This is a genomic window from Aerosticca soli, assembly GCF_003967035.1.
GTDB classification, from domain to species: domain Bacteria; phylum Pseudomonadota; class Gammaproteobacteria; order Xanthomonadales; family Rhodanobacteraceae; genus Aerosticca; species Aerosticca soli.
Genome location: NZ_AP018560.1, coordinates 182,813 through 200,042, shown reverse-complemented (window position 1 = coordinate 200,042; position 17,230 = coordinate 182,813). Strand labels below are relative to the sequence as shown.

15 protein-coding genes and 1 tRNA gene are annotated in these 17,230 nt (G+C 70.3%); 6 read left to right on the top strand and 10 right to left on the bottom strand.

All coding sequences use genetic code 11. The features are described 5' to 3' along the window. Window positions 1-15: 15 nt before the first annotated feature. The 3 genes from pgi to ALSL_RS00895 form a co-directional block, all read right to left on the bottom strand. Window positions 16-2,304 (bottom strand): glucose-6-phosphate isomerase, encoded by a 2,289-nt coding sequence (gene pgi / locus ALSL_RS00905; RefSeq protein WP_126535781.1) that lies wholly within the window; start codon window positions 2,302-2,304, stop codon window positions 16-18. Next, complete coding sequence (gene tal / locus ALSL_RS00900; protein WP_126535779.1) at window positions 2,301-3,377, bottom strand: transaldolase; 1,077 nt, start codon at window positions 3,375-3,377, stop codon at window positions 2,301-2,303. The genes pgi and tal overlap by 4 nt, the downstream gene beginning before the upstream one ends. A gap of 289 nt (window positions 3,378-3,666) precedes the next feature. Beyond that, window positions 3,667-3,743, bottom strand: a tRNA-Met gene (locus ALSL_RS00895). Window positions 3,744-3,912: 169 nt separating this feature from the next. Between ALSL_RS00895 and ALSL_RS00890 the strand changes: the two genes are divergently transcribed. From ALSL_RS00890 to ALSL_RS00865, 6 genes are all read left to right on the top strand, one after another. After that, on the top strand, window positions 3,913-4,452 hold the full coding sequence (locus ALSL_RS00890; protein WP_126535777.1) for an RNA pyrophosphohydrolase: 540 nt from the start codon (window positions 3,913-3,915) through the stop codon (window positions 4,450-4,452). 42 nt (window positions 4,453-4,494) lie between these two features. Next, window positions 4,495-4,704, top strand: a complete 210-nt coding sequence (locus tag ALSL_RS00885) for a (2Fe-2S)-binding protein (protein WP_126535775.1) — start codon at window positions 4,495-4,497, stop codon at window positions 4,702-4,704. A 101-nt stretch (window positions 4,705-4,805) separates the two neighbouring features. After that, complete coding sequence (gene bfr, locus ALSL_RS00880) at window positions 4,806-5,276, top strand: bacterioferritin (protein ID WP_126535773.1); 471 nt, start codon at window positions 4,806-4,808, stop codon at window positions 5,274-5,276. A 63-nt stretch (window positions 5,277-5,339) separates the two neighbouring features. Next, the gene (gene erpA / locus ALSL_RS00875) at window positions 5,340-5,708 is read left to right on the top strand and encodes an iron-sulfur cluster insertion protein ErpA (RefSeq protein ID WP_126535771.1); all 369 of its coding nucleotides are present in this window, start codon (window positions 5,340-5,342) and stop codon (window positions 5,706-5,708) included. 12 nt (window positions 5,709-5,720) lie between these two features. Beyond that, window positions 5,721-6,677, top strand: a complete 957-nt coding sequence (gene nudC, locus ALSL_RS00870; protein ID WP_126535769.1) for an NAD(+) diphosphatase — start codon at window positions 5,721-5,723, stop codon at window positions 6,675-6,677. A gap of 68 nt (window positions 6,678-6,745) precedes the next feature. Beyond that, window positions 6,746-7,615, top strand: a complete 870-nt coding sequence (locus tag ALSL_RS00865; RefSeq protein ID WP_126535767.1) for a beta-lactamase induction protein — start codon at window positions 6,746-6,748, stop codon at window positions 7,613-7,615. A gap of 7 nt (window positions 7,616-7,622) precedes the next feature. Here the strand turns inward: ALSL_RS00865 and ALSL_RS00860 are convergent, their stop codons facing one another. From ALSL_RS00860 to ALSL_RS00830, 7 genes are all read right to left on the bottom strand, one after another. Beyond that, window positions 7,623-9,497, bottom strand: coding sequence for an MFS transporter (locus ALSL_RS00860; protein ID WP_126535765.1), 1,875 nt, complete (start codon window positions 9,495-9,497; stop codon window positions 7,623-7,625). A gap of 59 nt (window positions 9,498-9,556) precedes the next feature. Continuing rightward, window positions 9,557-10,840 (bottom strand): phosphoribosylamine--glycine ligase, encoded by a 1,284-nt coding sequence (purD, locus tag ALSL_RS00855; RefSeq protein WP_126535763.1) that lies wholly within the window; start codon window positions 10,838-10,840, stop codon window positions 9,557-9,559. Between the two features lie 83 nt (window positions 10,841-10,923). Beyond that, window positions 10,924-11,328, bottom strand: a complete 405-nt coding sequence (locus ALSL_RS00850) for an HAD-IB family phosphatase (protein WP_231700249.1) — start codon at window positions 11,326-11,328, stop codon at window positions 10,924-10,926. A 245-nt stretch (window positions 11,329-11,573) separates the two neighbouring features. Next, window positions 11,574-12,146 (bottom strand): L-threonylcarbamoyladenylate synthase type 1 TsaC, encoded by a 573-nt coding sequence (gene tsaC / locus ALSL_RS00845; protein ID WP_126535761.1) that lies wholly within the window; start codon window positions 12,144-12,146, stop codon window positions 11,574-11,576. Beyond that, window positions 12,143-14,632 (bottom strand): DNA topoisomerase I, encoded by a 2,490-nt coding sequence (locus ALSL_RS00840; protein ID WP_126535759.1) that lies wholly within the window; start codon window positions 14,630-14,632, stop codon window positions 12,143-12,145. The genes tsaC and ALSL_RS00840 overlap by 4 nt, the downstream gene beginning before the upstream one ends. A 170-nt stretch (window positions 14,633-14,802) precedes the next feature. Then, window positions 14,803-15,909: a DNA-processing protein DprA gene (dprA, locus tag ALSL_RS00835; protein WP_126535757.1), complete on the bottom strand. Its 1,107-nt coding sequence runs from the start codon at window positions 15,907-15,909 to the stop codon at window positions 14,803-14,805. Between the two features lie 81 nt (window positions 15,910-15,990). Then, entirely contained in the window at window positions 15,991-17,124 is a 1,134-nt protein-coding gene (locus ALSL_RS00830) for a LysM peptidoglycan-binding domain-containing protein (RefSeq protein ID WP_126535755.1), read from the bottom strand. Between the last annotated feature and the right edge of the window lie 106 nt (window positions 17,125-17,230).

Genomic DNA, 17,230 nt, shown 5'->3' with positions numbered 1-17,230 from the left:
GAAGTGACGTTCCGCTCATGCCGCGATCTCCCACAGTCGAACCCCGCCCACGAAAGCCCGTGCGTTGTCGCCGCGGCGCACGCCTTCGGGCAGTTCGTCTAGATACTTCACGTTGCCGCCGCCGAGCACGACGTAGTCCGGCTCCAGGCCGTCGCGCAGCGCCTCGACCACCGCGAACACACGGGCGCGCCACTTCTTGAGGCCGTAGCGCTCGCGGGCGCGATCGCCGACGTAGTGCTCGAAGCTGTGCTTGCGATAGGGCATGTGGGCCAGTTCCAACGGCTGCACGCTGCCGTCCACGATCAGGGTGGACCCCAGCCCCGTGCCGAGCCCGAGGAACAGCATGCGACCGCCTTCGTAGCTGCCCAGCGCCTGCATCGCGGCATCGTTGACGAGCTTCACCGGACGGCCGAAGGCGCGGGCGAAATCGAAGTCCTTCCAGCCCTTGCCGAGGTTGTGCGGCTCGCGCACGATGCGCCCGCGCACCACCGGCGCGGGCACGCCGATGCTGACCAGGTCGAACGCCTCGTCGGGGACATGCCGGCGCACGGCGGCGAGCAGCTGTTCGGGCGTGAAATCCGGCCCCGAATCGAGCTTGAACCCTTCCTCGCCGTCGCTGAGTCGCACTTTGACGTGGTTACCGCCGACGTCGAGGACCAGGATGCGCCGACTGGGCGTCTTCGCCCGGCCCCGCTGCTCGCGATACCAGGCGATCGCCGCGTTGGTGGATGCATCGTGCGCCAGTTCGGCGTCCGTCGTGCGGATCTCCTCGGCCACGCGCAGCGCCAGCTGCTTGCCGAGTTCCACGCCCCACTGGTCGAAGGCATTGATGTCCCAGATGGCCGCCTGGGTGAACACGCTGTGTTCGTACAGCGCGACCAGGGCGCCGAGCGTCGCCGGCGTCAGCCGCTCGGCAAGCAGCAGGCTGGACGGCCGGTTGCCTTCGAACACCTTGTGCGGAGCCAGTTCCGGCGGCGCGCCCTCGGCGAGGACCTCATCCAGCGTCTTGCCGCGGGCCAGGGCCTCGGCCTGGGCGATCACGTTGGCGATCAAAAGGTCGTGGTGACGGCCGAGCGGGTTGAGCGTCTGCGCGAAGGCGATGAAATCGCAGGGAATGAGCCAGGTACCCTGATGGATCAACTGGTAGAACGAATGCTGGCCGTTGGTGCCCGGCTCGCCCCAGAACACCGGCGAGGTCGGGTAGTCCACCCCTTCGCCGGCGAGCGTCACGTGCTTGCCGTTGGACTCCATGGTGAGCTGCTGGAGATACGCGGGGAAGCGCTTGAGGTACTGCTCGTAGGGCAGCACCGCCACCGTGCCGGCGCCGAAGAAGTCGGCATACCAGACGCTGAGCAGGCCCATGATGACGGGCAGGTTCCGCTCCAGCGGGGCCGTGCGGAAATGCTCGTCCATCGCATGGAAGCCGGCCAGCATCTCGCGGAAGGCCTGCGGGCCGATCGCGATCATGGTCGACAGGCCGATCGCCGAGTCCATCGAATAGCGGCCGCCCACCCAGTCCCAGAAGCCGAACATCTGCTCGGTGGGAATGCCGAAGGCATTGACCGCCGCCTCGTTGGTGGACACGGCCAGGAAATGCCGGCGCACCGCCTGCTCGTCCTCGGCGGCAGCCAAGAGCCATTCGCGCGCGGTGCGCGCGTTGGTCATCGTCTCCAGCGTGGTGAAGGTCTTGGAGGAGACGATGAACAGCGTCTCGGCCGGCACCAGATCACGCACGGTCTCGGCAAAGTCGGTGCCGTCGACGTTGGAGACGAAGCGCACGCGCAGGCCGCGCTCGCTGTAGTGGCGCAGCGCCTCGTAGGCCATCACCGGGCCGAGATCCGAGCCGCCGATGCCGATATTGACGATGTTGCGGATCGGCAGACCGCTGTAGCCCAGCCAGGCGCCGGCGCGGATCTGCTCGGCGCAGGCGGCCATGCGCTCGAGCACCGCGTGCACCTGCGGCACCACGTTCTCGCCATCGACCAGGATCACCGCGTCGGCCGGCGCACGCAGGGCGACGTGGAGGACGGCACGATGCTCGGTGGTGTTGATCTTCTCGCCGGCGAACATGGCGTCGCGGCGGGCCTCGAGGCCGCGCTCGCGGGCCAGCGCGAACAGCCGCTCGAGGGTCTCGTCGGTGATGCGGTGCTTGGAATAATCCAGCCGCCAGCCGGCCGCCTCGGCGCTGAAGCGGCGGGCGCGATCCGGGTCGCGGGCGAAGAGTTCGCGCAGATGCAGCTGCGCCACGCCCGGCTGGTGCTCGGCCAGCGCCCGCCAGGCGGGACTCTCACGCAGGGCGCTCATGCCACCTGCTCCAGACGCTGGCGGATGGTGTCGCGCAGGCCGTTCCACGACTTGACGAAACTCGCGGCGCCTTCTTCCTGCAAGGTCTCGGCCAGTTCGTCCACCTGCAGTCCGCGTTCGGCGAAGCGCGCCTGCATGGCGCGGGCGGCACTGTCGTCGGCCTCCAGCAACGGCCCCGGGCGTGCATGGTCGGCCGCCGCGAGCAGGGTCTTTTCCGGCATCGTGTTGATGGTGAGCGGCGCGACGAGGTTGTCGACGTACAGCGTGTCGCTGGCCGCCGGATCCTTGGTGCCGGTGCTGGCCCACAGCAGCCGCTGCGGCCGCGCGCCGGCGTTCATCAGCCGCTGCAGGCGCGGACCGGCCAGGAGCGCGCGGTAGCGCGCGTAGACGCTGCCGGCCACCGCCAGGCCGAGCCGGTTGTGCAGTTCCTCGGGCACCGCCTTGGCCACCTTGACGTCCCAACGGCTGATGAACACCGAAGCCACCGAGGACACGCCGAGCGGAAGGCCCTCGTCCAGTCGCCGCTCCAGGCCTTTGAGATAGGCCGCGGCGGCGGCCTCGTACTGGCGTGGCGAGAACAGCAGGGTGACGTTGACCGGCACGCCGCGGTAGGTCAGCTCCTCGATCGCCTGCGTGCCCGCGGGCGTGCCCGGCACCTTGATGTAGAGGTTGGCGATGCCCGCGCGCCGATGCAGGGCGAGCGCCTGCTCGATGGTGCCGCGTGCATCGTTGGCCAGCAGCGGCGAGACCTCCAGCGACACCCAGCCGTCCACCCCGTCGGTGCGCGCGTGGACGGGGGCGAACACCTCGGCGGCCTGGCGCAGGTCCTCGATGGCGAGGTCGAAAAACACCTTTTCCGGATCGGCGCCGCGTCCGGCGGCGCGGATGGTGGCGTCGTAATCGTCACTGTCCCGGATGGCGTTCTCGAAGATGGTCGGGTTGGACGTGAGACCGGTGACCGCCAGCCGGTCGCGGTAATCCTCGAGCGTGCCGGCATGGAGCATGCCGCGGGTGATGTTGTCGAGCCACAGGCTCTGGCCCAATGCATACAAACTGCGGGTGTGATCTGACATCGCGATGACTCCGTCGATTCATGGACATACAAGGTGCGCGGCGGCCGCTCTCCACACACGCGGCCGCGGGCCGCCGCCACCGTGAGCATGCACTCATGGACGGAAACCCGATACGGAATGGCGGCGAAGGAGAGCACCGGCGCGCATGGCCGGCACGACATCGACAGGCGGTAGAGGGGCAATGTCGGCAAGCGCGGTCATGCCGCCAAGCATGCCTTCACCGCCGTCAATCGGTGATGAAAACATGCCGCCGGCGGGGCCGCCGGGTGTCGCGGGGGGATGCCAAGCGTGGTGGCTATGGGTGGACTCGAACCACCGACCCCAGCATTATGAGTGCTGTGCTCTAACCGGCTGAGCTACATAGCCTTTGAATCCGCGCTGCCGCGCCGAATCGGGCGGCAGGGCGCGGCAGTTTAGTGGCGGCCACGGCGACGATCAAGTGCGAAACTTGTCGCGCCTTCGGCCGCTGTGCTTGAATCGTGGCGGCACGGCACGGCTCGCACATGCTGGGCGCGGGCACGCATCAGGAGGCCGCATGATCGACGTCGATGGCTATCGCCCGAATGTGGGCATCGTCCTTGTCAACGATGAGGGGCGTCTGTTCTGGGCCCGGCGCATCAGTCGCGACGGCTGGCAGTTTCCCCAGGGCGGCATGCGCAGCGACGAGACGCCGCTCGAGGCGATGTATCGCGAGCTCGAGGAGGAAACCGGCCTCGGCGCCGGCCACGTGCAGGTGCTGGCCAGCACGCCCGGCTGGCTGCGCTACCGGTTGCCCGGCCGCTGCGTGCGCCACCACCAGCGGCCGACCTGCATCGGCCAGAAACAGGTCTGGTTCCTGCTGCGCCTGCTCGAAAGCGAACGGGCGGTCCGCCTGGATGCCAGCGACAAGCCCGAGTTCGACCTCTGGCGCTGGGTCGACTTCTGGTACCCGGCCAAGCACGTGGTGAGTTTCAAGCGCGGCGTCTACGAGCGTGCCCTGCGCCACTTCGCGCCGGTGGTGGAATCCCGCCTGCAAGTGCGGCTGGAGGCACCCGCCGGCACCACACGCCGCGACGACGGCTGCGCGGCGGCCTGATACGTTTGACAATGATTCGCATTTGCGCTGCAATCTGCGGCCATGTACATCTGCCTGTGCCGCGCGGTCACCGACCGCGACATCCGACGCGCCGTCGATGAAGGCGCCCGCTCCTTCGCGCAGCTGCAGGAACGCACCGGCTGTTCCACCTGTTGCGGCTGCTGCAGCGCGGACGCGCGCGCCTGTCTGGACGAGGCGCTGGAGCAAACCGCCGCGCCGGCTTTCCCGGCCGTCCTCTGGGCGAGCGCCTGAACGGCCGTCGCCGGGACGTTTTTTCAGGTGACGCAAAAGACGCCGTCCCGACGCGCACGTCCTACACTGGCCACTCCCCGCCGCGACGAGCCCTCGACATCATGCAAGGCGACGCCCGACTGATCGAGCATCTCAACAAGGTGCTCTACAACGAACTCACCGCGATCAACCAGTACTTCCTGCACAGCCGCATGTGCAAGAACTGGGGCTACCCCAGACTCGCCAAGCGCGAGTACGAGGAGTCCATCGAGGAGATGAGACACGCCGACCGGCTGATCGAGCGCATCCTGTTCCTGGAGGGCCTGCCCAATCTGCAGACCCTGGGCAAGCTGCGCATCGGCGAGCACCCGCTGGAGTGTCTCCAGGGCGATCTGGACCTCGAGCTGGCCTCGACGGCGGACCTGCGCGCGGCCATCGGTCATGCCGAGAGCATTTCCGACTACGTCAGCCGCGATCTGCTCAAGGACATCCTGCACGATGAGGAAGAACACATCGACTGGCTGGAGACCCAGCTCGCGGTGAGCCGCACGATCGGCGTCGAACGCTATCTGCAGAGCCAGCTCGACGACTGACGTTGCCGGCACGCCGCCGCCGGCGCTTGCGCCCGCCGCCTCGCACCCGCACATGGGAAGCCCATGGAAACCATCGCATCCGTTCCCGATTACCGTACCGCCGAGGCGCCGCTGGTGTTCACCGCGGCCGCCGCGCGCAAGGTCCACGAACTCATCGAGGAAGAAGGCAACCCCGAGCTCAAGCTGCGCGTGTACATCACCGGCGGCGGCTGCTCGGGTTTCCAGTACGGTTTCACCTTCGATGAGGCGCAGGCCGAGGACGACCTGGCCTTGAGCCGCGACGGCGTCACCCTGCTGGTCGATCCGCTGTCGCTGCAGTACCTCGCCGGCGCCGAGATCGACTACGCCGAGAACTTTTCCGGCGCCCAGTTCGTGATCCGCAATCCCAACGCGCGCACCACCTGCGGCTGCGGCTCGTCGTTCTCGGTCTGACCGGCGCCGGCGATGGCCCGCGACGCGACCCCCAACGTCTTCGCCGGGCTGTCCCGCGTGTTCGACCGCGCCGCCGAACGGCGCGAGGACGAAGCCTGGGTGGCCGCGCAGATCGCCGCGCCCGCGGCGCTGTTTTTGCCGGTGGATGCCGGCGGCCGGACCTGGCTGCGCGCCGACGGCAGCGGCCTGCGCTGGCTGGACAACGCCGAGCGCCTGGCCTGGTTGCCGGACCGTCCGGTCAGCCTGCTTGGCCTGCTGGCCGGCCAGCCGTTTTTTCTGCTGACCCTGGACGAGGCCCGCGACGCGGAGCGGCTGGACGCCACGCTCGGCGGTCGTCGCGCGGACCTGCGCGAGGCCGGGCTCACCCTGTCGGCCGCCGAGGCCGCGCTCTTCGCCTACGCCAAGGGCCTGGCCCACTGGCAGCGCGAGACACGCCATTGCAGCCTGTGCGGCGCGCCGCTCGTGCTCGTCGCCAGCGGCCATCGCGCCCGCTGCACCGCCGCCGCTTGCGCCCGGCTGCACTTCCCGCGTACCGATGCGGCGATCATCGTGCTGGTCGAGCACGAGGGAGCCTGCCTGCTCGGTCGCCAGCCGGGCTGGCCGCCAGGACGCTATTCCACCCTGGCCGGTTTCGTCGAGCCGGGCGAATCGCTGGAGGATGCAGTGCGTCGCGAGGTGGCCGAGGAAGCCGGCGTGACCGTGGACGACGTGCAGTACCACTCCTCGCAGCCCTGGCCGATGCCGGCCTCGCTGATGGTCGGCTTCAAGGCCACGGCGGTCGACCGCGGCATCCAGCTGCGCGACGGCGAGCTGGAAGATGCGCGCTGGTTCACCCCGCAGGTGCTGCTCGAGGGCCTGGCTGCCGGCAGCTTCGTGCCGCCGATGCGGCTTTCGGTGGCCTACCGGCTGATCGCCGACTGGCTGTACGCACGCGCCGGCATCGAACTGGAACGGCTGCTTCCGCGCTGAACCGTCCGCGGCTGGGCGCGGCTGATCGGCCTACAATGCTCGTCTACGATGCGAGGCTCCCAAAAGGCATGGCCATCCTCCTGCTCGCCGCCCTGATCGCCCTCGGCCTGCTGCACGTATGGCCGCCGTTGGCTCTCGGCCGTCACGATGCGCCGTGGCGGCGCTGGGTGGGCCAATTTGCCGACACCGACGGCTGGGCGCGCCTCGTGCTGACCCTGCTGCCCTGGCTGGCGCCGTGCGTGCTGATCCAATGGCTGCTGGGACGGCTGCCCTTCGGCGACCTGCTGCATCTGCTCTTCGACGTGCTGGTGCTGCTGTATGCGTTCGGGCCGCGTCCGTTCGAGGCCGATCTCGATGCACTGCTCGGCGCCACCGATCCGGCCAGCCGCGAGCTCCTGGCGCAACGGCTGGCAATGCCCGGGGAGACCTTGCGCTGGCAGGCGCAGGACGTGTGCAAGGCGGCCGTGTTCGCCGCGCTCCGGCGGCGCTTCGGTGTGCTGCTGTGGTTTTTCGTGCTGGGTCCGTGCGGCGCCCTGCTCTACCGGCTGGCGCAGGCCCTGGGCCGCGATGGCACCCTAGCGCTGGATTCGGCCACGGCGCTCGCCGCGCGGCGGCTGGCCAATGCGCTGGACTGGCTGCCGGCGCAGCTCATGGTGTTCACCCTGGCGCTGGTCGGGCATTGGGACGCGGTGCTCGGCGCATGGCGGCGCTGGCGTCAGGGCACGCTGCCCGGCGACTGGTACCGGCGCGACCCGGACTTCCTGGGCGCCGCCGCCTGCGCGGACATCCACGTGGAGATCGAGGCGGGCGACGGCTACGCGGAGGAACTGGCCGATCCGCGGCTCGAGCTGCTGCGGCTGCGCGCCGCCCTGCACCGCGCCCTGCTGGCCTGGCTCAGCGTCGTGGCGCTGATGGTGCTCGGCGGCTGGATCGCCTGAGCCGCCTTCAGGCCCGCTCGCCGCGCAGCGCGCGCACACGCGCTTCCAGCGCCGCCAGTCCCACCTGGGCGGGCGGCACCGGCGTGTCCACCAGCAGCTCCACGCGGGCGCGCAGGCGTCGCGGCAGGCGCGCCCGGCGCAGCAGGTCGTCGCGCCGGCTCCAGACGCTGCCCCACAGCCCGCGCAGGGCCATCGGCACCACCGGCACCGGACGGCGTTCCAGGATGTGCAGCACGCCCGGCCGGAACGGCGCGACCGCGCCGTCGCGGGTCAGCCCGCCCTCGGGAAAAATGCAGACCAGCTCGCCCGCCGCCAGCGCGGCGTCGATCGCCTCGTAGGCACGCTGCAGCACGACCGGGTCTTCCTTCTGCCCGGCGATGGGAATCGCCCCGGCCATGCGGAACAGCGCGCGCAGCAGCGGCAGGTTGAAGATCTTGTAGTACATCACGAAGCGCACCGGACGCCGCACGCAGGCCATGAGCAGCAGCGGATCCACGAAGCTGACGTGGTTGCACACCAGGAGCGCCGGGCCGTCCTCGGGGATGCGCTCGACCCCTTCTACGCGCACCCGGTACAGCGTGTGCACCAGCACCCAGCAGACGAAACGCAGGATGAACTCCGGCACCAGGGTGAAGATGTAGGCCGCCACCAGCACGTTGAGCAGGGCCGCGGCGAGGAAGATCCGCGGCGCGTCCAGCCCCAGCGCCCCGAGCCCGAGGCCGAAGCCCGCCGCCAGCACGATCAACAGCGCATTGAGGATGTTGTTGCCGGCGATGATGCGCGAGAGCTTCTCGCGCGGCGCGCGCGCCTGCACGAAGGCGAACAGCGGCACCACGTAGAGGCCGGCGAACAGGCCGATCAGGGTGAGGTCCAGCGCCACGCGCCAGTTGCCCGGAGCACGCAGGAAGGCCAGCCAGTCCTGCCCCTGCACCGCCGCCGCGCCGTGCCGGGCGAGGTACAGGTCGATGCCGAAGGCGGTCAGCCCGAACGCGCCCAGCGGCACCAGGCCGATCTCCACGCGCCGTGCCGACAGCCGCTCGCACAGCAGCGCGCCGGCGCCGGTGCCGATCGAGAACAGGGTCAGCACCAGCGTGTTCACCGAGCCATCGCCGCCGAGCGCATGGCGCGTGTAGAGCGGCAGCTGCGCAACGAGCACGGTGCCGAAGAACCAGAACCAGGAAATGCCCAGCACCGCGTTGAACACCGCGCGGTCGGCGCGGGTGATGGCCAGCACCCGCGCGGTCTCGCGCAGCGGGTTCCAGTCGAACTCGAGATCGGGCGCGGTCGGCGGCGCCGGCGGAATGCGCCGGCTGGCCAGGTAGCCGGCGACCGCCACCGCGACCGTGACCGCCGAGGCGGCCAGCGGCCCCGCGCCCGCGATCAGCATCAGCGAGTTGCCGGCGATCATGCCGGCCAGCATCGCCAGCTGCGTGCCCATCTCCACCAGGCCATTGCCGCCGACCAGCTCGGCAGGCGCGAGCGCCTGCGGCAGGATCGCGTACTTGATCGGGCCGAACACGGTGGAATGCAGCCCCATCATGCACAGCACCGCCAGCAGCAGCCCCGTGTGATGGGTGTGGAAGCCCACCGCGGCGAGCAGCATCGCGACGATCTCGAACAGCTTCACCGCGCGGATGATGCGCGTCTTCTCGTATTTCTCCGCCAGCTGCCCGGCGCTGGCGGAAAACAGGAAGAACGGCAGGATGAACAGCGCCGGCGCCAGGTTGGCATACAACGACACGGTGCGTTCGCCCAGGCCCATCTGGAAGGCCACCAGCATCACCATCGCGTTGCGGAAGGCGTTGTCGTTGAACGCACCCAGCGCCTGCGTCCAGAAGAACGGCGCGAAGCGGCGGCTGCCGAGCAGGGCGAATTGGCTCATGCGGTCGGGCGGCCTGAAAACGCCGAGGGTAGCGCGAAGCGTATCCGCAAGACGCGCGTTCAGCCGCGCCGCAGCGCCCGGTGCGCGATGTCGCGCCGGTAGAAGGCGCCGTCGAAACGGATCCGCGCCGCCGCCGCGTAGGCGTGCTCGCGCGCGGCGGAGATGTCGCGGCCGAGCGCGCACACGGTGAGCACGCGCCCGCCAGCGGTGACCACGCGTCCCGTCTCGTCGAGCCGGGTGCCGGCGTGGAAGATCTTCACCTCCGGCGGGAAGGGGCCGTCCAGCCCCTCGATGACGTCGCCGCTGCGCACCTTGCCGGGATAACCCGCCGCCGCCATCACCACGCCGATCGCCGGCCGCGCATCCCACTGCGCGCGGGTGTGGTGCAGCTCGCCGTCCAGCGCCGCCTCGATCAACTCCACGAGGTCGGATTTGAGGCGCAGCATGATCGGCTGCGTCTCCGGATCGCCGAAGCGCACGTTGAACTCGATCACCTTGGGGTTGCCGGCGCGGTCGATCATCAGACCGGCATAGAGGAAGCCGATGAACGGCGCGCCCTCGGCGGCCATGCCGGCGAGCGTGGGCTCGATCACCTCGTCGAGGATGCGCCTCTCCACCGCCGGCGTGACCACCGGTGCCGGCGAATAGGCGCCCATGCCGCCGGTGTTGGGGCCGAGATCGTTCTCGTCGCGGCGCTTGTGGTCCTGGCTGGAGGCCATCGGCAGCGCATGGCGGCCGTCGCTCATCACGATGTAGCTGGCCTCCTCGCCGTCCAGGTATTCCTCGATCACCACGCGTGCGGACGCCGCACCGAAGGCGTGCGCGCCGAGCATGTCGTGCAGCGCCTGTTCGGCATCGGCCAGGGTCAGCGCCACCACCACGCCCTTGCCGGCGGCCAGGCCGTCGGCCTTGATGACGATCGGCGCGCCGTGCGCACGCACGTAGGCCAGTGCGGGAGCGAGCTCGGTGAACACCGCATAGCGCGCGGTGGGAATGTTGTGGCGGTGCAGGAAATCCTTGGCGAAGGCCTTGGAGCCTTCCAGCTGCGCGGCCACCGCGCGCGGGCCGAAGATGCGCAGGCCGGCGGCGCGGAAACGGTCGACCACGCCGGCCACCAGCGGCACTTCGGGGCCGACCACGGTGAGATCGACTTTCTCCTCGCGCGCAAGCTTGAGCAGGCCTTCGAGATCGTCGACGGCGACATTCGCGTTGCGCACGCCGCGCTCGCGCGCGGTGCCGGCGTTGCCCGGCGCCACGATCACCGTGCTCACCCGCGGCGACTGCTTGAGTTTCCACGCCAGCGCGTGCTCGCGCCCGCCGTTGCCGATGACCAGAACCTTCATGTGCACCCCGCGCATATCGCCGCCGCATCCGCGACGCGGCACGACGCGTCATTGTAGAGGCTTGCCGGGTGCGCGATGAGCCGCTACGACGACGCGACGTCTTGCGTCGCCTGCCAGCGCCGTCCGCGATACCACGGCTCGTGCGCCAGGCGCAGCAGCGCGTGGTCTTCATGGGTATCAACGTAAGCGTGGATGCATTCGAAGTCGGCCAGCGCCACGCATTCGCGCACCCGCCGCGCTTTCTCTTCCTGCACGCACTGCGCGCCGAGGTGACGGCCGGTGAGGCGTCCGTCGCGCGATTCCAGCCGCGAGCCGAGCAGTTCCAGCCGGTGCAAGCGACACCACGGTGCGAGAAAGATTTCCAGCGCGCCGGAGACCACGATGACGCGATCGCCGCGCGCCTGATGCCAGGCCAGGCGTTCCATCGCCTCGCCGCGCAACAGTCCGGGCAGCACCTGCGCGGCGAAACGCTCGCCCGCCGCGATCATCGCGGCCTCGTCCGCACCGCGGAAGGCGAACCGGATCGTCGTCGCCGATGCGATGCCCGGTCACCATCCCGGCCTTGTAGCCGATGAACAGAGGCGCCAGCGCAATGCGCCCCAGCGCAACCCGTGCCGGCGGCGCGGCGAAACGCGATGAAGTCGCGGAAGGTCTCGCGCGTGGGTCAGGGTGCCGTCGAAGTCGAACAGGGCCAGGTTCATGGCGAGTCCGTGTTTCAGATGAGACCGCGCGATCAGCCGCGCACGAGCGCGCCGGTCAAGGCATCGCGGATCAGGCTGGGCCGATCGAGGCCGCCGAGCGGGGCGTCGAGCACGCCGTCGAGCGCATCGCCGAAGTAGTCCGACACGGCCTGCGCGGAGCGCGCGGGCGGCTGGCCGTGCGGATTGGCGCTGGTGGACACCAGCGCGCCGCCGAAGGCGCGGCACAAGGCGGCGGCGGGTGCGTGCGCGGTGACGCGCAGCGCGATGCCCTCGTGCGCGCCGGCGATCCAGGCCGGCACCTGCGCGCTGCGCGGGAAGATCCAGGTATAGGGGCCCGGCCAGGTGGCCTGCGCGCGGGCCAGCGCCTCGGGCGGCACCGCGGCATGGTCGATGTAACACGCAACTTGCGCGAAGTCCGCGCCGATCAGCAGCACGCCCTGCGCCGGCGGGCGCTGCTTGAGCGTAAAGATCCTGGCCAAGGCGTCCGCATCGTGCGGGTCGCAGCCGAGTCCGTACACCGCTTCGGTGGGATAGGCGAGCACGCCGCCGGCACGCAGCGCGGCAGCGGCGGCGTCGAGCTCGTCGAGGGTGTAGCGCCGGCTCACCTGTCCGGGCCTTTCTTCGCCGTCGTCTTGCGTGCGGCGGACTTCTTGGTGGCGGTTTTTTTGCCCGCGGTTTTTTTGCCCGTGGATTGCTTCGCGGCGGCCTTTTTCGCGACCGTTTTCCCGGCCGCGGCGGCCGGCTTGGCCGACGATGCCGCAGCCGTGGTCTTGCGCGCGGCGAAGCGCCCCTTCTTCGCCGGCGCGGCGGCGAGGAGTTGCGCGCATTGCTCGGCGGTGAGGTCCCTGGGCTCGAGCTCCTTGGGAATGCGGGCGTTCTTCTCGCCGTCGGTGATGTAGGGGCCGTAGCGGCCGTTCAACACCTGCACGCCGTTGCCGAAATCGCGGATCACGCGGTTGGCCGCGGCCTCGCGCTTTTCCTTGAGAAGCTCGAGCGCGCGCGGCAACTCGATGGTGTAGGGGTCGTCGTCCGCCTTCAGCGAGGCGTAGGTAGTGCCGTGCTTGACGAACGGGCCGAAGCGGCCCACGCCGACGGTCACTTCCTCGCCGTCCTCGGCGCGGCCGAGCGTGCGCGGCAGCTTGAAGAGCTCGAGCGCCTCCTCGAGCGTGAGGGTGTGCATGCTCTGGCCCGGGCGCAGGCTGGCGAACTGCAGCTTCTCGTCGCTGTCCTTGTCGCCGATCTGCGCATACGGCCCGTAGCGGCCCAGCCGCACCGATACCGGCTTGCCGCTCTTGGGGTCGATGCCGAGCTCGCGCGCGCCGGTGGCCTCGCTGCGGTCGACGGTCTCGGTCTTTTCCTCCACCTGGCGCTTGAACGGCTGCCAGAAGCGTTCCATCAGCGGCACCCAGGCCTGTTCGCCGCGGCTGACCGCGTCGAGCTCGTCCTCCATGCGCGCGGTGAAGTCGTAATCCACGTAGCGGGTGAAGTGCTGGCTCAGGAACTTGCTCACCGCGCGGCCGACGTCGGTGGGCCGGAAGCGGCGGTTGTCGAGATAGACGTATTCGCGGTTCTGCAGCACCTGGATGATGCTGGCGTAGGTGGACGGGCGGCCGATGCCGTACTCCTCCAGCGCCTTGACCAGGCTCGCCTCGGAATAGCGCGGCGGCGGCTCGGTGAAGTGCTGGCTGGCCACCACGGCTTCGAGCGGCACCACGTCGCCCACGGCGAGTCTGGGCAGGCGCCGGCCTTCGTCCTCGTCCTCCTCGCTCTTGGTGTCGCGGCCTTCCTCGTAAACGGCCAGAAAGCCCGGATCGACCACGGTGGTGCCGCTGGCGCGAAAGGCCGCCGGACCGCCCTCGGCGTCGGGCAGGGCGAAATCCACGGTCACCGTGTTGAGGGTGGCGTGGATCATCTGGCAGGCCACGGTGCGCTTCCAGATGAGCTCGTAGAGCTTGCGCTGCTCGTCGTTGAGGAACGGCGCGACCTCGCGCGGGGTGCGCATCGCCGAGGTCGGACGGATCGCCTCGTGCGCCTCCTGCGCATTCTTGGCGCGGGTCTTGTAGACCTGCGCGTGCTCGGGCAGCGCCTGGCGGCCGAAGTCGCGGGCGATCAGCGCGCGCAGCTCCTCCACCGCCTCGGCCGAGAGCGCGGTGGAGTCGGTACGCATGTAGGTGATGAGGCCGACGTTGCCTTCGCTGCCCAGCGCCACGCCTTCGTACAGGCTCTGCGCGATGCGCATGGTGCGACTGGTGGTGAAGCCCAACTTGCGCGCCGCCTCCTGCTGCAGCGTGGAGGTGGTGAACGGCGGCGCGGGCCGGCGGCGGCGTTCCTTGCTGCCGACCGCGCTCACCGTCAGCCGCCCGTGCGCGGCCTTTTCCAGCACCTTGCGCGCGGCCTGCGCGCGTTCCTCGTCGGGCAGGTCGAACTGCTCGAACTTCTTGCCGTAGAGCTCGACCAGGCGGGCGCCGAAATCGCCCTGCGGATGCTTGAGCTTCGCCTCGATGGTCCAGTATTCGCGGGCCCGGAAGGCTTCGATCTCCTCCTCGCGCTCGACGATCATGCGCAGCGCCGGGCTCTGCACGCGCCCGGCCGACAGCCCGCGCTGGACCTTGCGCCAGAGCACCGGGGAAAGGTTGAAGCCGACCAGGTAATCGAGCGCGCGGCGCGCCTGCTGGGCGTCGATGAGCTCGCGCGAGAGCCCGCGCGGGTGGGCCACCGCCTCGCGGATCGCCTTGGGCGTGATCTCGGAGAACACCACCCGGTGCAAGGGCTTGCCGTCGAGCACCCCGCGCTCCTTGAGGATCTCGCTGATGTGCCAGGAAATGGCCTCGCCCTCGCGGTCCAAGTCGGTGGCGAGATAGATGTCCTCGGCGGCCTTGGCCGCCCGGGTGATCGCCTCGACGTGTTTCTCGTTGCGCTCGATCACCTCGTAATTCATGGCAAAGCCGTGCTCGGGATCGACCGCGCCCTCCTTGGGCTTGAGGTCGCGCACGTGGCCGTAGGAGGCGAGGACCTGGAAGTCCTTGCCGAGATACTTGTTGATCGTCTTCGCCTTGGCGGGCGACTCGACGATGAGGAGATGTTTGGCCATCGAGGGTTCCGAAAGAGGGTGCGCGGGCGCCGGCGGCGCCGGGCACATATATCTAGTTGAGCCATGCCGGTGCGAGCACTGTCAAGGCGCCATCGCCGCGGACGGGCGGCGCGGCGGCAACACGAGACCCGCCGCGGGGCGGCCGCCCAAGGCCTCGGCGGGCGGCTTCTTCAGTCCGGGATGCGCTGGTAGCGGTCGCCGGGCAGGGGCGCGACCCGGCCCTCCAGCTCCAGCAGCAACAACTGCGCGGACAATGCGGAGGCGCCCATGCCGGTCCGGGCGATGAGTTCGTCCAGCGCGACCGGCGCATGGCCGAGGGCCGCCAGCAGCGCGGCATGTTCCGGCGCGGGTGGGGCGGGCGTCGCCTCGGCATCGGCGGCCAGCCGCCCGGCGAGCAGGCCGCCCTGGGCACGCGCCGCCGGCAGCAGTGCCTCGGCGACCTCCGCGGGCGTCTCCACCAGCCGCGCGCCGTCGCGGATCAGGCGATGGCAGCCATGGGCGAGCGCATGGTCGATCGGGCCGGGCAAGGCGCACACCTCGCGCCCCGCCTCGGCCGCGAGCCGGGCGGTGATCAGCGAACCGGACTTGAGCCCGGCCTCGATCACCAGCGTGCCGCAGCTTAAGCCGGCGAGCAGCCGGTTGCGGCGCGGGAAATGGTCCGGCCGCGCCGGCGTGCCGGGCACGAATTCGCTGACCAGCGCCCCGGCGGCGACGATGCGCGCGGCCAGCTCGCGGTGATGGCGCGGATAGACCCGGTCCGGCCCGGTCCCGATCACCGCCACGGTCGGCGCGCCGGCATCCAACGCGGCCCGGTGGGCGGCGCCGTCGATGCCTTCGGCCAAGCCGCTGGTGACCACGTAGCCGGCCTGCGCCAACGCGGCGGCGAAACGCCGGGCGTGGGCGAGCCCGGCCGGACTGGCCTGACGCGCCCCGACCACCGCCACCTGCGGGCGCAGGAGCAGGCCGGCGTCGCCGGCCACGAACAGCGCCAGCGGCGGCTGGGCGATGGCCAGGAGCTGCGGCGGGAAATCGGCCTCGGTGCAGCACAGCAGGCGATGGCCGGGCCGGGCGAGCCAGGCCAGATCCTCGCCGAGGCGTTTTTCCTCCGGCGCGGCGAGCCAGGCCCGTGCCGGCGGCGGCAGCGGTCCGCGGCGCAGATCTTCGAGGACGCGGCGCACGTCGCCGCCGCACGCCTCGAGCCGGTCGCGCACCGCGCCGGGCCTGAGGCCGGGGGTCCGCAGCAGGGTCAGCCAGGCGCGCAGCAGGGATTCGTCCATATCCCGACTTTAAGCGCCATGCCACGGGCACGGCCACGGGCGCGCGGCGCGTCGCGGCGTCGGCGCAGGCCGACGGCAGGCTCAGTCCGGCAGGGTCAGCCGGCCGCCGACATGCACGGGCTTCAAGCCGTCCATGATGAGCCCGTAGCTCACCCGGTCGAAGGTGCGAAACACCATGACGTGGCCGACGAATTCGTCCGGCAGGGTGACGCTCTGGCCGGTGCCGCGATCCCAGCTGTTGCTGGCGACATCATCCGCGATGGTCTCGCCGGGCTGCCAGATGGCGTAGGTCTGGCCGTTCTCGACGCCGTCCCGGGCGCCGACCGACAACGCCACCACCTGCGACCGGCCGGTGGCGTCGAGCACGTTTTCGCTAAAGGCGATCACCCGCGCACCGGCCGGCACGGCCTTGGGCGCATGCGGGAAATAGCTGGCGTCGTAGGGTTTGTCGTCCAGCGGGAGCAGGCGGTCGCCCTTGCGGATCTCCTCGGTGGAACCGAGCAGCAGCAGGGTGGACGGGTCCCCGCCACGCAGCACCTCGGCGGAGCCGATCACGCTGACCTCGATGCCGATCTCGCGGCCGCGGCCATAGTGGCCGTCGTTGCGGGCGTCCTCCGCCCACGGCGTGCGCACCATCGAGACGTCGCTGTCGAGCCGATGGCCGACGATCGACTCGCCCTGCCCGGCACCGTCGCCGCCGAAACCGCGAAAGGCATGCGTGGGCCGCACGATCGCCCAGCGCTGTCCCGGCTGGGCGGCGAGCTTGCGCACATAGACGTTCTGCCCGACCGTGCCGCGCAGGCGGGCCTCCTCGAAGCCGACCACGTAGGGCGCGTCGCGCACCGTCTGCTCGTTTTCCACCCGCAGGTCCTCGAGGAACATGCGCAGCTCGGCGAGCGGGATGGCCGGCACCGGCGCGTCTTCGCGACGCACCTGCGGGACCAGCTTGACGCTCGGCGCGCCGTCACTGGCCAGCGAAAGCCGGAGCACGTCGCCGGGATAGATGAGATGCGGGTTGTGCACCTGCGGGTTGGCCTGCCAGATCTCCGGCCACAGCCAGGGCTTGGAAAGGAAGCGCGCGGCGATGCCCCACAGCGTGTCGCCGCGGCGCACCGTGTAGCTTTCCGGATGATCGGCACGAAGCTCCACGCCGGCGGCATACACGGCGACGGTGACCAGCATGCCGGCCAAAAGGCCCAGCGACTTTCTGAACATGAGCCAACTATCCCCTACCCCCGAGGCCGCGTTGGAGTGTAGCCCAAGCCCGGGGCGGCGCAACCGGCCGCGGTTGGCAAAAACCCCGCCAAGGCCAGCGGTTACA

Excerpts from the sequence above, each read along its gene's own strand:
- purD (WP_126535763.1), bottom strand. The coding sequence starts at position 10,840 with ATGAAGGTTCTGGTCATCGGCAACGGCGGGCGCGAGCACGCGCTGGCG.
- ALSL_RS00860 (WP_126535765.1), bottom strand. The coding sequence starts at position 9,497 with ATGAGCCAATTCGCCCTGCTCGGCAGCCGCCGCTTCGCGCCGTTCTTC.
- ALSL_RS00885 (WP_126535775.1), top strand. The coding sequence starts at position 4,495 with ATGTACATCTGCCTGTGCCGCGCGGTCACCGACCGCGACATCCGACGC.
- erpA (WP_126535771.1), top strand. The coding sequence starts at position 5,340 with ATGGAAACCATCGCATCCGTTCCCGATTACCGTACCGCCGAGGCGCCG.
- bfr (WP_126535773.1), top strand. The coding sequence starts at position 4,806 with ATGCAAGGCGACGCCCGACTGATCGAGCATCTCAACAAGGTGCTCTAC.
- ALSL_RS00865 (WP_126535767.1), top strand. The coding sequence starts at position 6,746 with ATGGCCATCCTCCTGCTCGCCGCCCTGATCGCCCTCGGCCTGCTGCAC.
- tal (WP_126535779.1), bottom strand. The coding sequence starts at position 3,377 with ATGTCAGATCACACCCGCAGTTTGTATGCATTGGGCCAGAGCCTGTGG.
- ALSL_RS00830 (WP_126535755.1), bottom strand. The coding sequence starts at position 17,124 with ATGTTCAGAAAGTCGCTGGGCCTTTTGGCCGGCATGCTGGTCACCGTC.
- dprA (WP_126535757.1), bottom strand. The coding sequence starts at position 15,909 with ATGGACGAATCCCTGCTGCGCGCCTGGCTGACCCTGCTGCGGACCCCC.
- ALSL_RS00840 (WP_126535759.1), bottom strand. The coding sequence starts at position 14,632 with ATGGCCAAACATCTCCTCATCGTCGAGTCGCCCGCCAAGGCGAAGACG.
- ALSL_RS00850 (WP_231700249.1), bottom strand. The coding sequence starts at position 11,328 with ATGATCGCGGCGGGCGAGCGTTTCGCCGCGCAGGTGCTGCCCGGACTG.
- pgi (WP_126535781.1), bottom strand. The coding sequence starts at position 2,304 with ATGAGCGCCCTGCGTGAGAGTCCCGCCTGGCGGGCGCTGGCCGAGCAC.
- ALSL_RS00890 (WP_126535777.1), top strand. The coding sequence starts at position 3,913 with ATGATCGACGTCGATGGCTATCGCCCGAATGTGGGCATCGTCCTTGTC.
- nudC (WP_126535769.1), top strand. The coding sequence starts at position 5,721 with ATGGCCCGCGACGCGACCCCCAACGTCTTCGCCGGGCTGTCCCGCGTG.